Source organism: Pseudomonas sp. MF6396, assembly GCF_002018915.1.
GTDB lineage: Bacteria > Pseudomonadota > Gammaproteobacteria > Pseudomonadales > Pseudomonadaceae > Aquipseudomonas > Aquipseudomonas palmensis.
In genome coordinates this window covers 51,613-69,546 of record NZ_MVOK01000006.1, presented here as the reverse complement: position 1 = coordinate 69,546, position 17,934 = coordinate 51,613, and the positions used below count along the sequence as shown (strand labels likewise).

Below are 17,934 nucleotides of genomic sequence, written 5' to 3'. Positions count from 1 at the left end.
CCGTGAGCCGGAAGGCTTACAGGATGCTCAGCGGGTACTCGACGATCAGGCGCAGTTCGTCGATCGAAGGCGACGAGTTGTTGTACACCGCATCGCTGGAGCGGTAGGTGGCCTGGCGAACGCGGAAGCTCAGGTCTTTGGCCGGGCCTTCCTGCAGTACGTACTTGGCTTCGATGTCGCGTTCCCACTCTTTGCCGTTGTTGCCGGAGGAAACGTTGGCATCGGTACCACGGATGTAGCGGGTCATGAAGCTCAGGCCCGGTACGCCGAAGGTGGCCATGTTGATGTCGTAGCGAGCCTGCCAGGATTTCTCGTCTTCGGAGTTGAAGTCCGAACGTGCCACCGAGTTGGCCAGGAACACGGTACCGCCGCCGTCGACGCCGTAGGCGTAGCCGCCGTCGCCGCTGATGCGCTGGTGCGCCAGGGTGAAGGTGTGCGCGCCGATGGTGTAGGCGGCGGACAGGCTGAATGCACGGCTGTCGATCTTGTCGCCGTCGTAGGCTTTTTCCAGCGCGGCGCCGGTGCTCTTGGTGTTGTAGAAGTTGAAGTCGAACACCAGGCCCTGCTCGTCGTTGATCGGCAGGCTCCAGTTCACGTTGGCGTAGTATTTGCGCCAGTAGTCTTCGACCTTGGAGTAGTAGAGGCTGGTGCTGAGCTCGTCGCTGAACGCGTAGGTGCCGCCCAGTACGTCGGCCTTGGTCAGGTGGATGCCGCCGTCACGGTTGGTCTGGTCTTGTGCGGTGATGCTGGTGAAGCGACCGGCGTTGAGCGTCAGCCCTTTGATTTCGTTGCTGGTGATCAACGCGCCCTGGGCCATTTCAGGCAGCAGGCGGCTGTCGTCGGTGGCCAGCACTGGCAGCGAGGTGAACTGGTCACCCACTTTCAGGACGGTGTCGGAAATCCGGAACTTGATGGCTGCGCCGCCTTTGGAGTAGTCGTCCTGCGAGCGTTCGTCGGAGCCGGTCGGGAACAGGCCGGTGCCGGCAGTGCCCTTGCCGCCGTCCAGTTTCAGACCCAGCATGCCGATTGCGTCGACGCCGACGCCGATGGTGCCTTGGGTGAAGCCCGACTCGAAGGTGCCGATGAAGCCTTGGCCCCACTCTGCAGCGCGGCTCTGCGCGGTGTTGGGGACGTTGCGGTAGTCACGGCTGAAGTACAGGTTGCGAAGTTTGACGTTCAAGCTGCTGTCTTCTACAAACCCCTTGGATTCATCCTGAGAAGACGCCATGGCCAGCTGCGAGGTGCCTGCCGCTACGGCCAGGGCGATTATGCTCCACTTCATCACGCGCATCGTGATTTGCTCCTTTGGTTTTGGAAGATTACGGCCTTGCCCCCTGGTTTTTTTATGGGGCGGCTCTTTCTTTTTTGAGTCGGCGAAATGTATATCACGCTGACTGTCGTTGGCGATACTTGCGAAAGGAACCTTTCATTAACTTTATGGTCCCGTCGCAAACGGTTAAATCCCTGTCGCAAATTACGCCCCGGCATGACCGGTGCGTTCAACTACAGCGCTGTTTCGCAGAGCAGCAAAGGCAGTGCAATCACGCCAAGCCTTTGATGCCAAAACTCCCTGGTTGCCCTTGCAGCTGTTGTTATTTGTCGCACTTGGCTTGCTTATGCAGGCGCCATGCCGACGTTGGGCAGAGATGAATGCAACAAGCGTGCTCAATTGCGCTGTGTGTTGATGAAATTTTCACATTTCGTTGGCCGAAGGGCGCGTGGTGCCCGAAAACCGGGGGTGTACAGATCTTTTGGTTTGAGGGTCGATGCCGTCGCGGAATAAGCAAAAAATCGACTTTGAAGTCAAAACGTTACCGGCTTGTAGGACAAGTGAGTAGTTTTCGGTAGGAGGCGGTGCTGATTGTGTTCGCGAGGCGCTATTTTGGTGCGAAAAGTAGCGTTTTGTTACCGGCGTGAGCGGACCTCCTGCGTGCAGTGTGGTCTGCCTGCCCCGGGATGGAGCGCCATGTACTCATGCCTGTGACTCCAATCGGGAGTATCCTTGCGTCAATCACCTGCCGGGTGCAGGTATCGGGATTGAAAGGTGCGAGGAGATTGTTCTGTGTTTGCTCTTGATTCACGTTTGCAACAAGACACGATTGCGTTGGGGGACTTTCCTCTTTGTCGCTTGTTACTTAGTAAGGATGCTAACTATCCGTGGTTCATTCTGGTGCCGCGGCGTCCTGCTGTCAGCGAAGTATTCGAACTTGATGAAGAGGCGCAGCAGCAACTCTGGCAAGAGACCACGTTGCTGGCCAAGTTGCTCGACGGGCTGTTCGATGCCGACAAGATGAATGTCGCGACCCTGGGCAACGTCGTGAGCCAGTTGCACATGCATGTGATCGTGCGACGCCAGAGCGATGTGGCATGGCCTGGCCCGGTGTGGGGGCGCGTGCCGGCGCTGGTTTATACAGCCGAGGCGCTGGCTCATGTGCGCCGCATCGTCGAGCGTGAGCTTGGTGATTATCTTCAACCGATCGAGGCTTGAATCATGACCCTGGAAGCACGGGTAACCGAGTTGGAGAGTCGTCTGGCATTTCAGGACGATACGCTGCTGGCGCTGAACGATGTGTTGGTGGAGCAGCAGCGGGTGGTTGAACGGCTGCAGCTGCAGATGGGCGCGCTGCTCAAGCGTTATGAGGAGATGGTGGGGCAGTACGAGTCCAACGAGGAAGAAGCGCCGCCCCCGCACTATTGATGCATGCGCCTCGCGCAGCGGGCCTAAAGGCTCAGTGCAGATCGACAGCAGAGCAGGGCGGGTGAGTAGGCGTAAAAAAACCGCGATCGGCCGAGTGGCCGTCGCGGTTCTTCACGCTAGGATCAGCGACGCGGTGCCGCAATCACATCCTCGGCCTGCAGGCCCTTGTCCCGGTTCATCACCGAAAACTCCACGCGCTGACCCTCCACCAGCACCCGGTGACCCTCGCCACGAATGGCCCGGAAGTGCACGAAGATGTCATCGCCGGAATCCCGCGAAATGAATCCAAAGCCCTTGGACGTGTTGAACCACTTCACGGTGCCCGTGTCGCGGTTGCTCATGTCGTAGGCAGGTGCCTGGCTGCGCGCACGGCCAACCTTGGCCAGGCCCGCCACCAGATGCAGCAGCACGGCCAGCAGGGCGCAGACCATGGCCGCGACATTGCCCAGCTCCGGGCGCAGCAGCACAGTGACCGCTTGCAATACCACTGCAAGCACCAGCAGCGCGCTGGCAGTGTGTTGCAGGTACTGGCGCGCGCCGCGGTAGTGCATTGGCAGCACAGGCACCAGGATCAGGTTGAGCAGCCCGAACAGCGCCAGGTAGATGGCATCGGGTTGTTGCAGGAAAGGGACAGCTTCGCCCCTCAGGCTAGGAATCAGGGACAGCAGCAAGGCAGCTGCGCCCGTCAACAGGTGAACGATCTTGAACATGGTGGTTTGGCTCACATTTTATTCAGGCATATCACAGGAAGAGCTGAACCCACGGTGCGCGGTTACCGATGAGGCGCCAAAGCGTGGCTGCAGCCTATGCGCCATTGCACAAAAAATGCGCAATGACGGCACAGTGCCTATTTAACAGCAAAGCCGGGTGCTTCTCAAATCAGCGGGCCAAACGGGCCGCGCGGCTGCAGCCCTGTGTCGCACGCCAGACCGGCAATCGGAGCTGCAGGCACGCGCAACTCTTGGTACAGTGCTTCCAGCATGTTGAACTGACATCACAGGAAGGAAATGTACATGGCAATTGATATTGGTATCAGTGAAGAAGATCGCAAGTCCATTGTTGACGGCTTGTCGCATCTGTTATCGGATACATATGTACTGTACTTGAAGACCCATAACTTCCACTGGAACGTGACCGGGCCGATGTTCAATACACTGCACTTGATGTTCGAAGGCCAGTACAACGAACTGGCCCTGGCAGTCGATGCCATCGCCGAGCGGATTCGTGCACTGGGCTTCCCGGCGCCGGGTACTTATTCCACCTACGCCAAGTTGTCCTCGATCAAGGAGGAGCCAGGTGTGCCGGCGGCCGAAGAGATGATCAAGCAACTGGTCGATGGCCAGGAAGCCGTGGTGCGTACCGCGCGTAGCCTGTTCCCGTTGCTGGACAAAGTCAGCGACGAGCCGACCGCCGACCTGTTGACCCAGCGCATGCAGGCCCATGAAAAGACTGCCTGGATGCTGCGCTCGCTGTTGGCCAAGTGAGTGTTCGGCGCCTGTAAAGGCGCCTGTTGAAAGACGCAAGCCCGATTTTTCTTTAGAGGAATCGGGCTTTTTTAATGGGTACTTCCTGCGTGCTGCGGCCGGCGTGGAACAGTTTCAGCAGGTGTGGTACATGAACTCAACTAAAAGGTTATTCCTACGCTGCGCAGGCTCGCGGTCTGCTGGTTGCAATACGATGAACAGCGCTTCATAGGCAGGTACCTGGATAGCAAGTATCCCGGTGATGAACTTCCTGTCAGTCAATGCGTGGGATGAATATGTCGCGAGTCGTGAATGAACGTGCATGCACCGCCGAGCAACTTCGTATGGCCCCTGGTGATCCTTTTCAGGCAGATTTCAATATGGGCCTGGCGCGCCCGCTGTCGCGTTCGGTGCGACTCAACGGCTTCGCCACCTGCTTGCGCCTGGAAGAGGTCTACTGGAAAATCCTCGAGCGCATTGCCGCCGCCAACCGGTGTACGGTCAATGCGGTGCTGTCCCATGTGGACCGCGAAGTCCACCTTCGCCACGGCGGCGTCAAGAATTTCAGCGGCTTGGTGCGGGTGATCTGCGTGGTCTACGTGCTGGGGGGCGGCGCCAAGCCCTGAACCATTCGTGCGCTGGCACGGCGGGCGGGCTGCACAGCCCCGGTTAACCATATATAATCCCGCTTTTTGCTGCGTGGCGCGGCCCGCGCAGTGGTCAACGAGATACGCCAATGCCCCTGTACGACTATCAATGCGGTTCCTGCAGCCACCAGATGGAAGTTCTGCAGAAGATCAGCGCAGCGCCGCTGACCGATTGCCCGGCCTGCCAGGCACCTGCCCTGAAGAAGCTGATTTCTGCCCCGGGCTTCCGCCTGGGCGGCACCGGCTGGTATGAAACCGACTTCAAGACCGGCACCAAAAAGAACCTGGCGGGCGCCGACAAGGCCGACTGAGTTGAACTGTACTGCCAGGGTCTTGCACTATGGGCCCCCTGGGGCCGGCAAGGCCCACACCCGAATTCACGAATGACGAGAAGCGAAACCACCATCATGATGCGCAGCCACTATTGCGGCCAACTGAACGAGAGCCTGGAAGGTCAGGAAATTACCCTTTGCGGCTGGGTCCATCGTCGTCGCGACCACGGCGGGGTGATTTTCCTCGACATCCGTGATCGCGAAGGCATGGCTCAGGTCGTGTTCGACCCGGACCGCGCAGAAAGCTTTGCTGCCGCCGACCGCGTGCGCAGCGAGTACGTGGTGAAGATCACCGGCAAGGTGCGTCCGCGCCCTGCAGGCGCAGTCAACGCCAACATGGCCTCGGGCGCCATCGAAGTGCTGGGCTACGAGCTCGAAGTGCTGAACGAAGCGGAAACCCCGCCGTTCCCGCTCAACGAGTACTCCGACGTGGGTGAAGAGACCCGCCTGCGCTATCGCTTCATCGACCTGCGTCGTCCGGAGATGGCCGAGAAGCTGCGTCTGCGCTCGCGCATCACCACCAGCATCCGTCGCTTCCTTGACGAAAACGGCTTCCTCGACGTCGAGACGCCGATCCTGACCCGCGCTACCCCGGAAGGCGCGCGTGACTACCTGGTGCCAAGCCGTACCCACGCCGGCAGCTTCTTTGCCCTGCCGCAATCGCCGCAGCTGTTCAAGCAACTGCTGATGGTGGCCGGTTTCGATCGCTACTACCAGATCGCCAAGTGCTTCCGCGACGAAGACCTGCGCGCCGACCGCCAGCCGGAATTCACCCAGATCGACATCGAGACCAGCTTCCTGGACGAGACCGAGATCATGGGCCTGACCGAAAGCATGATCCGCAAACTGTTCAAGGAAGTCCTGGACCTGGAGTTCGGCGAATTCCCGCACATGACCTTCGAAGAGGCCATGCGCCGCTACGGTTCGGACAAGCCTGACCTGCGCAACCCGCTGGAACTGGTGGATGTGGCCGACCAGCTGCAAGCGGTCGACTTCAAGGTGTTCAGCGGCCCGGCCAACGACCCGAAATGCCGCGTTGCCGCACTGCGTGTACCGGGCGGGGCGAGCATGCCGCGCAGCCGTATCGACGAGTACACCAAGTTCGTCGGCATCTACGGTGCCAAGGGCCTGGCATACATCAAGGTCAACGAGCGCGCCAAGGGCGTCGAGGGCCTGCAGTCGCCAATCGTCAAGAACATCCCCGAGGCCAACCTGAACGTGATCCTCGATCGCGTGGGCGCGGTCGATGGCGACATCGTGTTCTTCGGTGCCGACAAGTCCAAGATCGTCAGCGAAGCCCTGGGCGCGCTGCGCATCAAGGTCGGCAACGACTTCAACCTGCTGACCTGCGAATGGGCACCGATGTGGGTTGTCGACTTCCCGATGTTCGAAGAGAACGACGATGGCAGCTTCACGGCGCTGCACCACCCGTTCACCGCGCCAAAATGCTCTCCTGAAGAGCTGGAGGCCAACCCGGCTACCGCGCTGTCGCGCGCCTATGACATGGTGCTCAACGGCACCGAACTGGGTGGCGGTTCGATCCGTATCCACCGCAAAGAGATGCAGCAGGCCGTGTTCCGCCTGTTGGGCATCGAGGCGGCGGAACAGGAAGAGAAGTTCGGCTTCCTGCTCGACGCGCTGAAGTTCGGTGCACCGCCGCACGGTGGCCTGGCCTTCGGTCTGGACCGCCTGGTGATGCTGATGACCGGCGCCCAGTCGATTCGTGAAGTGATCGCCTTCCCGAAAACCCAGAGCGCGGCGTGCGTCATGACCCAGGCCCCAGGCCTGGTCGATGCCAAGGCACTGCGTGAGCTGCACATCCGTCTGCGCGAACAGCCCAAGGCTGAGTAAGCGGGCCCGGGGCGCATCCACTTGGATGCGCCTTTGCGTTACGGCATACCGAATTGATTGCCCACGCCAGGTTTTCTTCTGGCGGGGGCGTGGTTTTGTTTCAAGGATTTCTGGAGTCAGTTATGGCGGGTCATTCCAAGTGGGCGAACATCAAGCACCGCAAAGAGCGCCAGGATGCCAAGAGAGGCAAGATCTTCACCAAGTGGATTCGTGAGCTGACCGTCGCTGCCAAGCAGGGCGGTGGTGACCCGAATTCCAACCCGCGCCTGCGCCTGGCGCTGGACAAGGCCTTGGGCGCGAACATGAGCCGCGACATCATCGATCGCGCCGTGGCCCGTGGTGCAGGCGCAACCGAAGCCGACAATGTCGAAGAGCTCAGCTACGAAGGCTACGGCCCGGGCGGCGTGGCGATCATGGTCGAGGCCATGACCGACAACCGCAACCGCACCGCCGCGGCCGTGCGCCATGCCTTCAGCAAGTGCGGTGGCAACCTGGGCACCGATGGCTCGGTGGCCTATCTGTTCGAGCGCAAGGGGCAGATCAGCTTTGCCGCCGGTGTCGATGAAGACGCGCTGATGGAAGCGGCGATGGAGGCCGATGCCGACGACGTGGTCAGCAACGAAGATGGCTCGTTCGACGTGTTCACCTCGTTTGCCAGCTTCTACGCGGTGCGTACTGCCCTGGAGGCTGCCGGCTTCAAGGCTGCGGATGCGGAAATCGTCATGCAGCCGACCACCAGCGCCGAACTCGACCTGGAGGGTGCACAGAAGGTGCTCAAGCTGATCGACATGCTTGAAGACCTGGACGATGTGCAGAATGTGTATTCCAACGCCGAAATTCCTGACGAAGTCATGGAACAACTCGGCTAAGGTTCAGTTCTGGCGTACTCGAGGCCGGATTCGTCCGCAGGCACCTTGTGCCCGTGACGGGTCCGGCTTCTGTCTTTTTAATGGCGCCCCGGTGCGCCACTGGTTGCGCAGGCGATATGACTCTGATTCTTGGTATTGACCCCGGCTCGCGGATTACCGGCTATGGTGTGGTGCGCCACACGGCGCGCGGGTGCGAGTACGTGGCCTCCGGTTGCATCCGTACCGGCAGCGGCGAGCTGCCCGAGCGCCTGCAGGTGGTATACCGCAGCGTGCGCGAAATCATCCAGTTGCACGGGCCGGTGACCATGGGTATCGAGCGGGTGTTCATGGCGCGCAACGCCGACTCGGCGCTCAAGCTCGGCCAGGCGCGCGGCGCCGCCATCGTCGCCGGGGTCGAAGAGGGCCTGGAGATCGCCGAGTATAGTGCCACCCAGGTCAAGCAGGCGGTCGCCGGTACGGGCGGGGCAAACAAGGAACAGGTGCAGATGATGGTCATGCACCTGCTCAAGCTCACCCAGAAGCCGCAGATAGACGCCTCCGATGCCCTGGCCATCGCCCTGTGCCATGCCCATACCCGTTCCAGCCTGGTGCCGCACGGGCTGGGCGCTGCACGCAGCCGCAGTGGCCGCCTAAGGCTCTGATAGCATCATCGGTTAACACAATTTCGCTTGCCGGCCACCGCCGGCTTGCAATCATGGCGGCTGATGGCGGGCTCGATCGCCCCGGCGCCCTGGATAAAGGACCTGAACGTGATTGGACGTTTGCGCGGTACCCTGGCTGAAAAGCAGCCGCCGCACCTGATTGTCGATGTCAACGGCCTGGGCTACGAGCTCGAGGTGCCGATGACCACCCTGTATCGCCTACCCAAGGTTGGCGAGGCAGTGACGCTGCACACCCACCTGGTGGTACGTGAAGACGCGCACCTGCTGTATGGCTTTCACGAAAAGCGCGAGCGCGAGCTGTTCCGCGAGCTGATCCGCCTCAACGGCGTAGGGCCCAAGCTGGCCCTGGCATTGATGTCGGGCCTGGAGGTCGACGACCTGATACGCTGCGTGCAGGCCCAGGACACCTCGGCGCTGGTCAAGGTGCCGGGGGTGGGCAAGAAGACCGCCGAGCGCCTGCTGGTCGAACTCAAGGACCGCTTCAAGGCCTGGGAAACCGCGCCAAGCCTGTTTACCCTGGTGTCCGACGGCCCGCAGCCGGTGGCAAGTGCCTCCACTGCCGAAACCGATGCGGTCAGCGCGCTGATCTCGCTGGGCTACAAGCCGCAGGAAGCCAGCCGCGCCGTGGCGGCCATCGATGCCAAGGGCCTGAGCAGCGAAGAGCTGATCCGGCGCAGCCTCAAGGGGATGATTTAAGTGATCGAAGCCGACCGACTCATAGCCGCTACCGGGCGCGACCGCGAAGAGGTCCAGGACCGGGCGATCCGGCCATTGCGCCTGGACGAGTACATCGGGCAGCCAGTGGTGCGCGAGCAGATGGCGCTTTTCATCCAGGCGGCACGTGGGCGCAGCGAGTCGCTGGACCATACGCTGATCTTCGGCCCGCCGGGCCTGGGCAAGACCACCCTGGCCAACATCATCGCGCAGGAGATGGGCGTTTCGATCAAGAGCACCTCCGGGCCGATCCTTGAGCGTCCGGGCGATCTGGCGGCGCTGCTGACCAACCTGGAACCCCACGATGTACTGTTCATCGACGAGATTCACCGGCTTTCGCCGATCGTCGAAGAGGTGCTGTACCCGGCCATGGAAGACTTCCAGCTGGATATCATGATCGGCGAGGGGCCGGCCGCACGTTCGATCAAGCTCGATTTGCCGCCGTTCACTCTGGTCGGGGCAACCACCCGCGCCGGCATGCTGACCAATCCGCTGCGCGACCGTTTCGGTATCGTGCAGCGCCTGGAGTTCTACAACACCGCAGACCTGGCCACCATCGTCAGCCGCTCGGGCGGGATTCTGGGCCTGCCGATCGAGGACGAGGGCGCCTTCGAGATCGCCCGGCGCGCCCGCGGCACCCCGCGTATCGCCAATCGTCTGCTGCGTCGTGTACGCGACTACGCCGAGGTGCGTGGCAAAGGTGACATCACCAAGGCCATCGCCGACCTGGCGCTGAACCTGCTGGACGTGGACGAGCGTGGTTTCGATCACCAGGACCGGCGCCTGCTGCTGACCATGATCGAGAAGTTCGACGGTGGCCCGGTGGGTGTTGACAGCCTGGCGGCGGCGATCAGCGAAGAACGTCACACCATCGAGGACGTGCTGGAGCCCTACCTGATCCAGCAGGGCTACATCATGCGCACACCCCGTGGGCGCGTGGTGACCCGGCACGCCTACCTGCACTTTGGCCTGAACATTCCGGGCCGCATGGGCGAGTCGGTCAACGGCGAGGGTTTTTCCGACCTGGCCGATGAATGACAGACTTATCCGGCGTTTTCGTGGTCCTATCGGCGGACACGCATGAGTCGCGCTGGCAATACGACATAATCCGTTAAAAACAGTTGGTGGGGCGGATTGGCAAGCTGAGGAGTTAGCACTAGAGTATGCGCGCGCAAAATGGGGTTGAGTCGTTCGCACATCGCTGTCGCGTCTATTACGAGGACACCGATGCGGGCGGCGTGGTGTATTACGTCAATTATCTGAAATTCATGGAGCGTGCCCGCACCGAGCGGTTGCGCGAGCTGGGCTTTGCCCAGTCTGCGATGGCAGAACAGAACACCTTGTTCGTCGTTCATTCCAGCGAGGCGCGCTACCACGCGCCGGCCCGCCTGGACGATGAATTGCGGGTCACCGCACAAGTGCTTGAATTGAATCGTGCCAGCCTGCGCTTCGTGCAGCAGGTCTGGCGCGAGCGTGATGCAACGCTGCTCTGCGAGGGGCAGTTCCTGGTGGCCTGTGTGCGCGCCGATACGTTCAAACCCCGGGCCATTCCTTCCGAGCTGCGTGCAGCCTTTGTGGCGGCGGATGGTGCGGGTAACCAAACAATTGCAGGAGATTAAGCGTGGAAGCTAACGTCGTCGACCATACCTCCATGTGGAGCCTGGTCAGTAATGCCAGCATCGTGGTGCAGCTGGTCATGCTGATTCTGGTGGCCGCATCGGTGACCTCGTGGATCATGATTTTTCAGCGCAGCACCATGCTGCGTGCCGGTCGTCGTGCGCTGGAAAGCTTCGAGGAGCGCTTCTGGTCGGGTATCGACCTGTCCAAGCTGTACCGCCAGGCCGGCAGCAACCCGGACCCGGACTCGGGTGTGGAGCAGGTCTTCCGTGCCGGCTTCAAGGAGTTCTCGCGCCTGCGCCAGCAACCGGGTGTCGACCCTGACGCCGTGATGGAAGGCGTTGGCCGGGCCATGCGCGTGGCCATCTCGCGTGAAGAAGAGAAGCTCGAACAGAGCCTGCCGTTCCTCGCCACCGTCGGTTCCACCAGCCCGTACATCGGTCTGTTCGGTACTGTATGGGGCATCATGAACTCCTTCCGCGGCTTGGCTTCGGCCCAGCAGGCGACCCTGGCCACTGTGGCTCCGGGTATCGCCGAGGCACTGATCGCCACCGCGATCGGCCTGTTCGCCGCAATCCCGGCAGTTATTGCCTACAACCGTTTCGCTGCACGCAGTGAAGTCTTGATCGGCCGCTACTACACGTTCGCCGACGAGTTCCAGGCCATCCTGCACCGTAAAGTGCACACCAGCGAAGAGTGATCAGGTAAAAGCCCATGGCTCGAGTTCGACACAAACGCAAGCCGGTCGCGGAGATGAACGTGGTGCCCTACATCGATGTGATGTTGGTACTGCTGGTCATCTTCATGGTGACCGCACCGATGCTCAACCAGGGCGTGAAGGTCGACCTGCCCAAGGTTTCCAGCGAAGCCTTGCCGCAGGACAACAACGTCCAGATCCTTACCATTTCGATCAAGGCCGACAAGACCTATTTCTGGAACCTTGGCAGCGAAGTCGACACCGAAAAGCAGATGGACAAGGCCATGACCTTGCCGCAAATGACCGACGCGGTGACCAAGATCATCGCGGCCGGACGTGACCAGGGCAAACAGACCCAGGTGTTCATCCGTGGCGACAAAGCCGTCGACTATGGCGCGGTGATGGGCGCCATGGGCGGGTTGCAGAAGGCCGGTGTCGGTAACGTTGGCCTGATTACCGAGGCGCCCTGATGCAACAGCGAGAGCCATCCGCCTCGGAAAGCTATTTCTGGCCCAGCGTCTGGGCCATCGCGCTGCACGTTCTGGTGTTCGGCATGCTGTTCGTCAGCTTTGCCATGACCCCGGAACTGCCGCCGGCCAAGCCTATTGTCCAGGCGACCCTGTACCAGCTGAAGTCCAAAAGTCAGGCCACCACCCAGACCAATCAGAAGATTGCGGGTGAAGCGAAGAAAACCGCGGCGCGTCAGACCGAAGTCGAGCAGATGGAACAGAAGAAGGTCGAGCAGCAGAAGCAGGAAGCGGTGAAGGCTGCGGAACAAAAGAAAGAAGAGGCGGCTCAAAAGGCCGAAGAAGCCCGCGAGGCGGCCGAAGCCAAGAAGGCCGACGAGGCCAAGAAAGCCGACGAGGCCAAAAAGGCCGACGCGGCCAAGAAAGCCGAGGAAGCCAAGAAGGTCGAAGAGAAACAGCAGGCCGACCTCGCCAAGAAGAAAGCCGAGGAAGAGGCCAAGAAACAGGCAGCAGAAGAGGCCAAGAAGCAGGCCGCTGAAGACGCCAAGAAGAAAGCCGCCGAGGATGCCAAGAAAAAGGCAGCCGAGGATGCGAAGAAAAAAGCGGCAGCCGAAGAGGCCAAGAAAAAGGCCGCCGAGGATGCCAAGAAGAAAGCCGCAGCCGATGCGGCCAAGAAGAAGTCAGCAGAAGCGGCGCGCAAGGCGGCGGAAGACAAGAAAGCCCAGGCCCTGGCCGAGCTGTTGTCCGACTCCACCGAACGGCAGCAGGCGCTGGCCGACGAGCAGGGTGACCAGGTGGCCGGCGACTTCGACGACCTGATACGTGCCCGCGCAGCCGAAGGCTGGGCGCGCCCACCTTCTGCACGCAAGAACATGACGGTGGTCCTGCAGATTGGCATGTTGCCCGATGGCACCGTGACCACGGTGAGCGTTGCACGCTCCAGTGGTGATGGTCCGTTCGATGCCTCTGCGGTAGCAGCGGTCAAGAACATTGGCCGCCTGACCGAAATGCAGGGCTTGAAACCGAGCGAATTCAATCCCTATCGTTCATTCAAGATGACATTCACACCTGAGGATCTAGCCTTGTGATTAACCTTCTTAGAGGACTGCTGGTCGTTCTCTGCTGCGCAGCAGGGATGGCCGTTGCAGAAGAAAAGAACATCCTGGTCACCAGCGGCAGTGACCGTGCCACGCCGATCGCGGTCGTGCCGTTCGCCCTGCAGGGTGGCAGTGTGCTGCCCGAGGACATGGCCGATATCATTGGCAATGACCTGCGCAACTCCGGCTACTATGCGCCGATTCCGCGCCAGAACATGATCAGCCAGCCTAGCCAGGCCAGCGAAGTCATCTTCCGCGACTGGAAGGCCCTGGGCGCCCAGTACGTGATGGTAGGCAGCATCGTGCCAGCGGGCGGTCGCCTGCAGGTGCAATATGCGCTGTTCAACGTCGCCACCGAGCAGCAAGTGCTGACCGGCAGCGTCTCGGGCACTACCGACCAGCTGCGTGACATGTCGCACTACATTGCCGACCAGTCGTTCGAGAAACTCACCGGCATCAAGGGTGCGTTCTCCACGCGCATGCTGTACGTCACCGCCGAACGCTTCTCCAAGGACAACACTCGTTACACGTTGCAGCGTTCGGACTACGACGGCGCCCGCGCCGTGACCCTGCTGCAGTCGCGCGAGCCGATCCTGTCGCCGCGCTTCGCGCCAGACGGCAAGCGTATTGCCTATGTGTCGTTCGAACAGCGTCGTCCGCGTATCTTCGTACAGCACATCGACACTGGCCGTCGTGAGCAGATCACCAACTTCGAAGGCCTCAACGGTGCACCAGCCTGGTCGCCCGATGGTTCGCGCCTGGCGTTCGTGCTGTCCAAGGACGGCAACCCTGACATCTATGTGATGAACATGGCTTCGCGCCAGATGTCGCGTGTCACGGCCGGCCCGGGTATCAACACCGAGCCGTTCTGGGGCAAGGATGGTTCGACCATCTATTTCACGTCGGATCGTGGCGGCAAGCCGCAGATCTACAAAACCAACGTTTCGGGTGGTGGTGCCGAGCGTGTAACTTTCGTGGGTAACTACAACGCCAACCCTAAACTGTCGGCGGATGAAAAGACCCTGGTAATGATTCATCGCCAGCAAGGTTTCACCAACTTCAAGGTGGCCGCGCAGGATTTGCAGCGAGGAAGTGTAAAAATCCTCTCTGAAACAAGTCTTGATGAGTCACCCACTGTTGCGCCCAACGGCACCATGCTAATCTACGCCACCCGCCAGCAGGGCCGGGGAGTCTTGATGCTCGTCTCTCTCAACGGACGCGTGAGGCTCCCGCTTCCTACCGCTCAAGGCGAAGTCAGAGAACCGTCCTGGTCCCCTTACCTGAACTGACGCGGCGCTTTACGTAACACTTAACACATTGGGGTTCATTAGGAGTTTCACGATGGAAATGCTGAAGTTTGGTAAGTTTGCTGCGCTGGCTCTGGCCATGGCTGTAGCTGTAGGTTGCTCCTCCAAGGGCGGCGACAACGCTGGTGAAGGCGCTGTTGATCCAAACGCTGGTTACGGCGCTAACACCGGTGCTGTTGACGGTTCCCTGAGCGAAGAAGCCGCTCTGCGCGCAATCACCACCTTCTACTTCGAATACGACAGCTCGGACCTGAAGCCAGAAGCCATGCGCGCTCTGGACGTTCACGCCAAAGACCTGAAAGGCAATGGCGCTCGCGTCGTCCTGGAAGGCAACACCGACGAGCGTGGTACTCGCGAATACAACATGGCCCTGGGCGAGCGTCGTGCTAAAGCCGTACAGCGCTACCTGGTACTGCAAGGCGTTTCCCCAGCCCAACTGGAACTGGTTTCCTACGGCGAAGAGCGTCCAGTTGCTACCGGTAACGACGAGCAATCCTGGGCTCAGAACCGTCGCGTCGAACTGCGTAAGTAATTCGATATGCGAACGTGCCGCCGTGCTGTAACCGTCCTGGCTCTCGCCCTGCCACTCGTGGCCTGGGCCGAGGTTCCTGTTGTTGATGACAACGCTGGCTATAACGGCGCAAGCAGTTATCCGCCAGCGGGTTATGGTACGAGCGGCGCCTACGCCGGGGGAGGGGTTTCGGCCCCTGCCTCGGCGCAGGGTCAGCTGTTCATGCAATTGCAGCAGATGCAGGATCAGATTTCGCGTCAGCAAGGCGTGATCGAAGAACTGCAAAACGATGTAGCCCGCCTGAAACAGGAAGGCCTGGAGCGTTACCAGGACCTGGATCGGCGTATCGGAGCCGGCGGTGCACCCGCTGCAACTCCCGAGAATTCCTCCACCGGTGGTGATGTAGCCGCCGGTGCCGCTGCAGGCGCGGCCACCGCCCCTGCGGCCAGTAGCGAACCTGGCGACCCGGCGAAAGAAAAGCTCTATTACGACGCTGCTTTCGACCTGATCAAGGCCAAGGATTTCGACAAGGCCAGCCAGGCATTCAATGCCTTCCTGCGCAAGTACCCCAACAGTCAGTACGCCGGCAATGCCCAGTACTGGCTGGGTGAAGTGAACCTTGCCAAGGGCGACCTGCAGGGCGCCGGCCAGGCGTTTGCCAAGGTCAGCCAGCTGTATCCGAAGCACAGCAAGGTGCCGGACTCGCTGTACAAGCTGGCCGATGTCGAGCGCCGCCTGGGTCACACCGACCGGGTCAAGGGTATTCTGCAGCAGGTGGTCACCCAGTACCCGGGTACCTCCGCCGCACAGTTGGCCCAGCGCGACCTGCAGAAGCTCTGAACTGCCCGCCTGGAAGAAACCCGCGCTAGTCGCGGGTTTTTTCGTTAGAATCGATGCCCTTTTATTGACACACGCTGCTGCGAACTACGCGATGCCGGGTTCGCTGCAGTGCCTGACGGAGGCGGACAGCCTGTTTAGCTGTTACGCCCGTGGCGACTATGCAAGACACATTACGAATTACCGAAGTTTTTTACTCTTTGCAGGGTGAAACGCGTACCGCTGGGCTGCCCACGGTATTTGTACGTCTCACCGGCTGCCCTTTGCGTTGCCAGTATTGCGACAGTGCCTATGCCTTCAGTGGTGGCACCGTGCGCAGCCTCGACTCGATTCTCGAGCAGGTGGCTGGTTTTCGCCCGCGTTACGTGTGCGTCACTGGCGGTGAGCCATTGGCCCAACCCAACGCCATCCCCTTGCTCAAGCAATTGTGCGACGCCGGCTATGAGGTGTCGCTGGAAACCAGCGGAGCACTGGACATCTCGAAGGTCGACCAGCGCGTCAGCCGGGTGGTAGACCTCAAGACGCCGGGCTCCGAAGAGATGCACCGCAACCTCTACGAGAATATCGAGCTGCTGACCCCGAACGATCAGGTCAAGTTCGTCATCTGTTCCCGTGAAGACTATGACTGGGCGGTGTCCAAGCTGATCCAGTATGGTCTGGAGAAGCGTGCCGGGGAGGTGCTGTTTTCGCCGAGCCACCATCAGGTCAAGGCCAGCGACCTGGCCGACTGGATCGTGGCCGATAATTTGCCGGTTCGTTTTCAACTGCAGTTGCACAAGCAATTGTGGAACGACGAGCCGGGACGCTGATTGGGGAGTGATGTCATGACTGATAAACGTGCGGTAATCCTGCTGTCTGGTGGCCTGGACTCGGCCACGGTGGTCGCGATGGCCAAGGCCGAAGGCTACAGCTGCTATACCATGAGTTTCGACTACGGCCAGCGTCATCGCGCCGAACTGGACGCCGCTGCGCGAGTTGCCCGTGACCTGGGTGCAGTCGAGCACAAGGTGATCGGCCTGAGCCTGGATGGTATTGGTGGTTCGGCGCTGACCGACAGCAGCATCGATGTACCCGAGACGCCGGGTGAAGGCATTCCAGTGACCTACGTACCAGCGCGCAATACCGTGTTCCTGTCGTTGGCGCTGGGCTGGGCCGAGGTGTTGCAGGCGCGGGATATCTTCATCGGCGTGAACGCGGTGGATTACTCGGGCTACCCGGATTGCCGTCCCGAGTTCGTCGAGGCATTCGAGCGCATGGCCAACCTGGCCACCAAGGCCGGTGTCGAGGGGCAGGGCTTTCGCATCCAGGCGCCGTTGCAGAACCTGAGCAAGGCGCAGATCGTTCAGGCGGGCATGGCGCGTGGTGTCGACTACAGCCTCACTGTGTCGTGTTATCAGGCTGACGACCAAGGCCGTGCCTGTGGCAAGTGCGACAGCTGCCGCCTGCGTGCAGATGGCTTCCGGGCAGCCGGCGTGGCCGACCCAACCCGATATTTTTGATTTTTTTTACGGTGGGGTGTTGATTTCCTTAAGGAAATCAGTATTATACGCCCCACGCAACGGGTCGTTAGCTCAGTTGGTAGAGCAGTTGGCTTTTAACCAATTGGTCGTAGGTTCGAATCCTACACGACCCACCATTTCGAAAAACCCGCTTTCCATGAGAAAGCGGGTTTTTTTTCGTCTGTTGAATTTCCCTCTCTGTTCAGCAACTGAACCGTGATCTGCGGGTTGACCTGGAGATTGCGTTCGCGCCAGCTCGGCTGGGTGCGAGCTGGCGCGGGAGGGGGTCACCGGTCTACGGGTTGCCTGCCGAGAGTGTCTGCAAGCCCTGGCTTCGGGCCTGGTCGAGCAGTTCTTCGGTGTCTGCCCCGCCGGGCAGCGCGAGCACGATGTCCGGTCGGCTATCGGCCAGCATGAAGCGGTTGCGCAGGCGTTCGGCCTGTTTGCCGTGGTGCTGCCAGTTGGGTGGGTAGCGCACGATGTGGGCTGCGTTTTCCCGGGCCCAGTCCTCGATATGCGCACCGAGGAACTGACTGCCACCGTGGATGACCACCTGCACCGGGTGCAGGCGCTGGAAAGCTTCCAGAACCTGCCGGCACACCCGGCTGTCGGCGTAATGGCGGCCGGCGCAAATCAGTACGCGCATAGGCGTTCTCCCTGAGCCAC

Annotated in this window: 22 protein-coding genes and 1 tRNA gene; 20 read left to right on the top strand and 3 right to left on the bottom strand. The window is 60.8% G+C overall.

Features of this window, described 5'->3' with window-relative positions; translation table 11 throughout:
- Window positions 1–16: 16 nt before the first annotated feature.
- A complete protein-coding gene (locus tag MF6396_RS07945) occupies window positions 17–1,291 on the bottom strand; it encodes an OprD family porin (RefSeq protein WP_078480041.1) in 1,275 nt (424 codons plus the stop codon).
- A gap of 771 nt (window positions 1,292–2,062) precedes the next feature.
- Here MF6396_RS07945 and MF6396_RS07940 point away from each other — a divergent pair.
- Together MF6396_RS07940 and MF6396_RS07935 are read left to right on the top strand one after the other, a co-directional pair.
- Window positions 2,063–2,488, top strand: a complete 426-nt coding sequence (locus MF6396_RS07940) for an HIT domain-containing protein (protein WP_078480040.1) — start codon at window positions 2,063–2,065, stop codon at window positions 2,486–2,488.
- 3 nt (window positions 2,489–2,491) lie between these two features.
- Window positions 2,492–2,698, top strand: a complete 207-nt coding sequence (locus tag MF6396_RS07935) for a SlyX family protein (RefSeq protein ID WP_043864249.1) — start codon at window positions 2,492–2,494, stop codon at window positions 2,696–2,698.
- Window positions 2,699–2,820: 122 nt separating this feature from the next.
- Here MF6396_RS07935 and MF6396_RS29200 read toward each other — a convergent pair whose 3' ends face one another.
- On the bottom strand, window positions 2,821–3,408 hold the full coding sequence (locus MF6396_RS29200; protein ID WP_043864302.1) for a cold-shock protein: 588 nt from the start codon (window positions 3,406–3,408) through the stop codon (window positions 2,821–2,823).
- Between the two features lie 303 nt (window positions 3,409–3,711).
- On the opposite strand from MF6396_RS29200, the gene MF6396_RS07925 reads away from it, so the two are divergent.
- The 18 genes from MF6396_RS07925 (at window position 3,712) to MF6396_RS07840 (ending at window position 17,405) form a co-directional block, all read left to right on the top strand.
- Window positions 3,712–4,182, top strand: coding sequence for a Dps family protein (locus MF6396_RS07925; protein ID WP_043864248.1), 471 nt, complete (start codon window positions 3,712–3,714; stop codon window positions 4,180–4,182).
- 275 nt (window positions 4,183–4,457) lie between these two features.
- Window positions 4,458–4,787, top strand: a complete 330-nt coding sequence (locus MF6396_RS07920; RefSeq protein ID WP_054914974.1) for a ribbon-helix-helix domain-containing protein — start codon at window positions 4,458–4,460, stop codon at window positions 4,785–4,787.
- Between the two features lie 110 nt (window positions 4,788–4,897).
- Window positions 4,898–5,119 carry an FmdB family zinc ribbon protein gene (locus tag MF6396_RS07915; protein WP_043864246.1) on the top strand — a complete coding sequence of 74 codons (222 nt, stop codon included), beginning with the start codon at window positions 4,898–4,900 and terminating at the stop codon, window positions 5,117–5,119.
- Window positions 5,120–5,215: 96 nt separating this feature from the next.
- On the top strand, window positions 5,216–6,991 hold the full coding sequence (aspS, locus tag MF6396_RS07910; RefSeq protein WP_043864301.1) for an aspartate--tRNA ligase: 1,776 nt from the start codon (window positions 5,216–5,218) through the stop codon (window positions 6,989–6,991).
- Between the two features lie 122 nt (window positions 6,992–7,113).
- Entirely contained in the window at window positions 7,114–7,860 is a 747-nt protein-coding gene (locus MF6396_RS07905) for a YebC/PmpR family DNA-binding transcriptional regulator (protein ID WP_043864245.1), read from the top strand.
- 116 nt (window positions 7,861–7,976) lie between these two features.
- Window positions 7,977–8,501 (top strand): crossover junction endodeoxyribonuclease RuvC, encoded by a 525-nt coding sequence (ruvC, locus tag MF6396_RS07900; protein WP_043864244.1) that lies wholly within the window; start codon window positions 7,977–7,979, stop codon window positions 8,499–8,501.
- A 108-nt stretch (window positions 8,502–8,609) separates the two neighbouring features.
- Window positions 8,610–9,218, top strand: a complete 609-nt coding sequence (gene ruvA, locus MF6396_RS07895; protein WP_043864300.1) for a Holliday junction branch migration protein RuvA — start codon at window positions 8,610–8,612, stop codon at window positions 9,216–9,218.
- Window positions 9,219–10,274 (top strand): Holliday junction branch migration DNA helicase RuvB, encoded by a 1,056-nt coding sequence (gene ruvB, locus MF6396_RS07890; RefSeq protein ID WP_043864243.1) that lies wholly within the window; start codon window positions 9,219–9,221, stop codon window positions 10,272–10,274.
- Window positions 10,275–10,399: 125 nt separating this feature from the next.
- On the top strand, window positions 10,400–10,855 hold the full coding sequence (ybgC, locus tag MF6396_RS07885; RefSeq protein ID WP_043864242.1) for a tol-pal system-associated acyl-CoA thioesterase: 456 nt from the start codon (window positions 10,400–10,402) through the stop codon (window positions 10,853–10,855).
- Between the two features lie 2 nt (window positions 10,856–10,857).
- Window positions 10,858–11,553: a protein TolQ gene (gene tolQ / locus MF6396_RS07880; protein WP_043864241.1), complete on the top strand. Its 696-nt coding sequence runs from the start codon at window positions 10,858–10,860 to the stop codon at window positions 11,551–11,553.
- 14 nt (window positions 11,554–11,567) lie between these two features.
- Window positions 11,568–12,020 (top strand): protein TolR, encoded by a 453-nt coding sequence (gene tolR / locus MF6396_RS07875; protein ID WP_043864240.1) that lies wholly within the window; start codon window positions 11,568–11,570, stop codon window positions 12,018–12,020.
- Complete coding sequence (gene tolA, locus MF6396_RS07870; protein ID WP_043864239.1) at window positions 12,020–13,105, top strand: cell envelope integrity protein TolA; 1,086 nt, start codon at window positions 12,020–12,022, stop codon at window positions 13,103–13,105. The genes tolR and tolA overlap by 1 nt, the downstream gene beginning before the upstream one ends.
- Window positions 13,106–13,152: 47 nt before the next feature.
- Entirely contained in the window at window positions 13,153–14,403 is a 1,251-nt protein-coding gene (gene tolB / locus MF6396_RS07865) for a Tol-Pal system beta propeller repeat protein TolB (protein ID WP_213085823.1), read from the top strand.
- A gap of 52 nt (window positions 14,404–14,455) precedes the next feature.
- Complete coding sequence (gene pal / locus MF6396_RS07860) at window positions 14,456–14,953, top strand: peptidoglycan-associated lipoprotein Pal (RefSeq protein ID WP_042121796.1); 498 nt, start codon at window positions 14,456–14,458, stop codon at window positions 14,951–14,953.
- A 6-nt stretch (window positions 14,954–14,959) separates the two neighbouring features.
- Window positions 14,960–15,772 (top strand): tol-pal system protein YbgF, encoded by an 813-nt coding sequence (ybgF, locus tag MF6396_RS07855; protein ID WP_054914972.1) that lies wholly within the window; start codon window positions 14,960–14,962, stop codon window positions 15,770–15,772.
- A 158-nt stretch (window positions 15,773–15,930) separates the two neighbouring features.
- Window positions 15,931–16,578, top strand: a complete 648-nt coding sequence (queE, locus tag MF6396_RS07850) for a 7-carboxy-7-deazaguanine synthase QueE (protein ID WP_043864236.1) — start codon at window positions 15,931–15,933, stop codon at window positions 16,576–16,578.
- Window positions 16,579–16,593: 15 nt separating this feature from the next.
- Window positions 16,594–17,268 (top strand): 7-cyano-7-deazaguanine synthase QueC, encoded by a 675-nt coding sequence (gene queC, locus MF6396_RS07845; RefSeq protein WP_078480039.1) that lies wholly within the window; start codon window positions 16,594–16,596, stop codon window positions 17,266–17,268.
- Window positions 17,269–17,329: 61 nt separating this feature from the next.
- Window positions 17,330–17,405 (top strand) — tRNA-Lys (locus tag MF6396_RS07840).
- Window positions 17,406–17,563: 158 nt separating this feature from the next.
- On the opposite strand, the gene MF6396_RS07835 is transcribed toward MF6396_RS07840, so the two are convergent.
- Window positions 17,564–17,914 (bottom strand): DUF2493 domain-containing protein, encoded by a 351-nt coding sequence (locus MF6396_RS07835; RefSeq protein WP_078480038.1) that lies wholly within the window; start codon window positions 17,912–17,914, stop codon window positions 17,564–17,566.
- Between the last annotated feature and the right edge of the window lie 20 nt (window positions 17,915–17,934).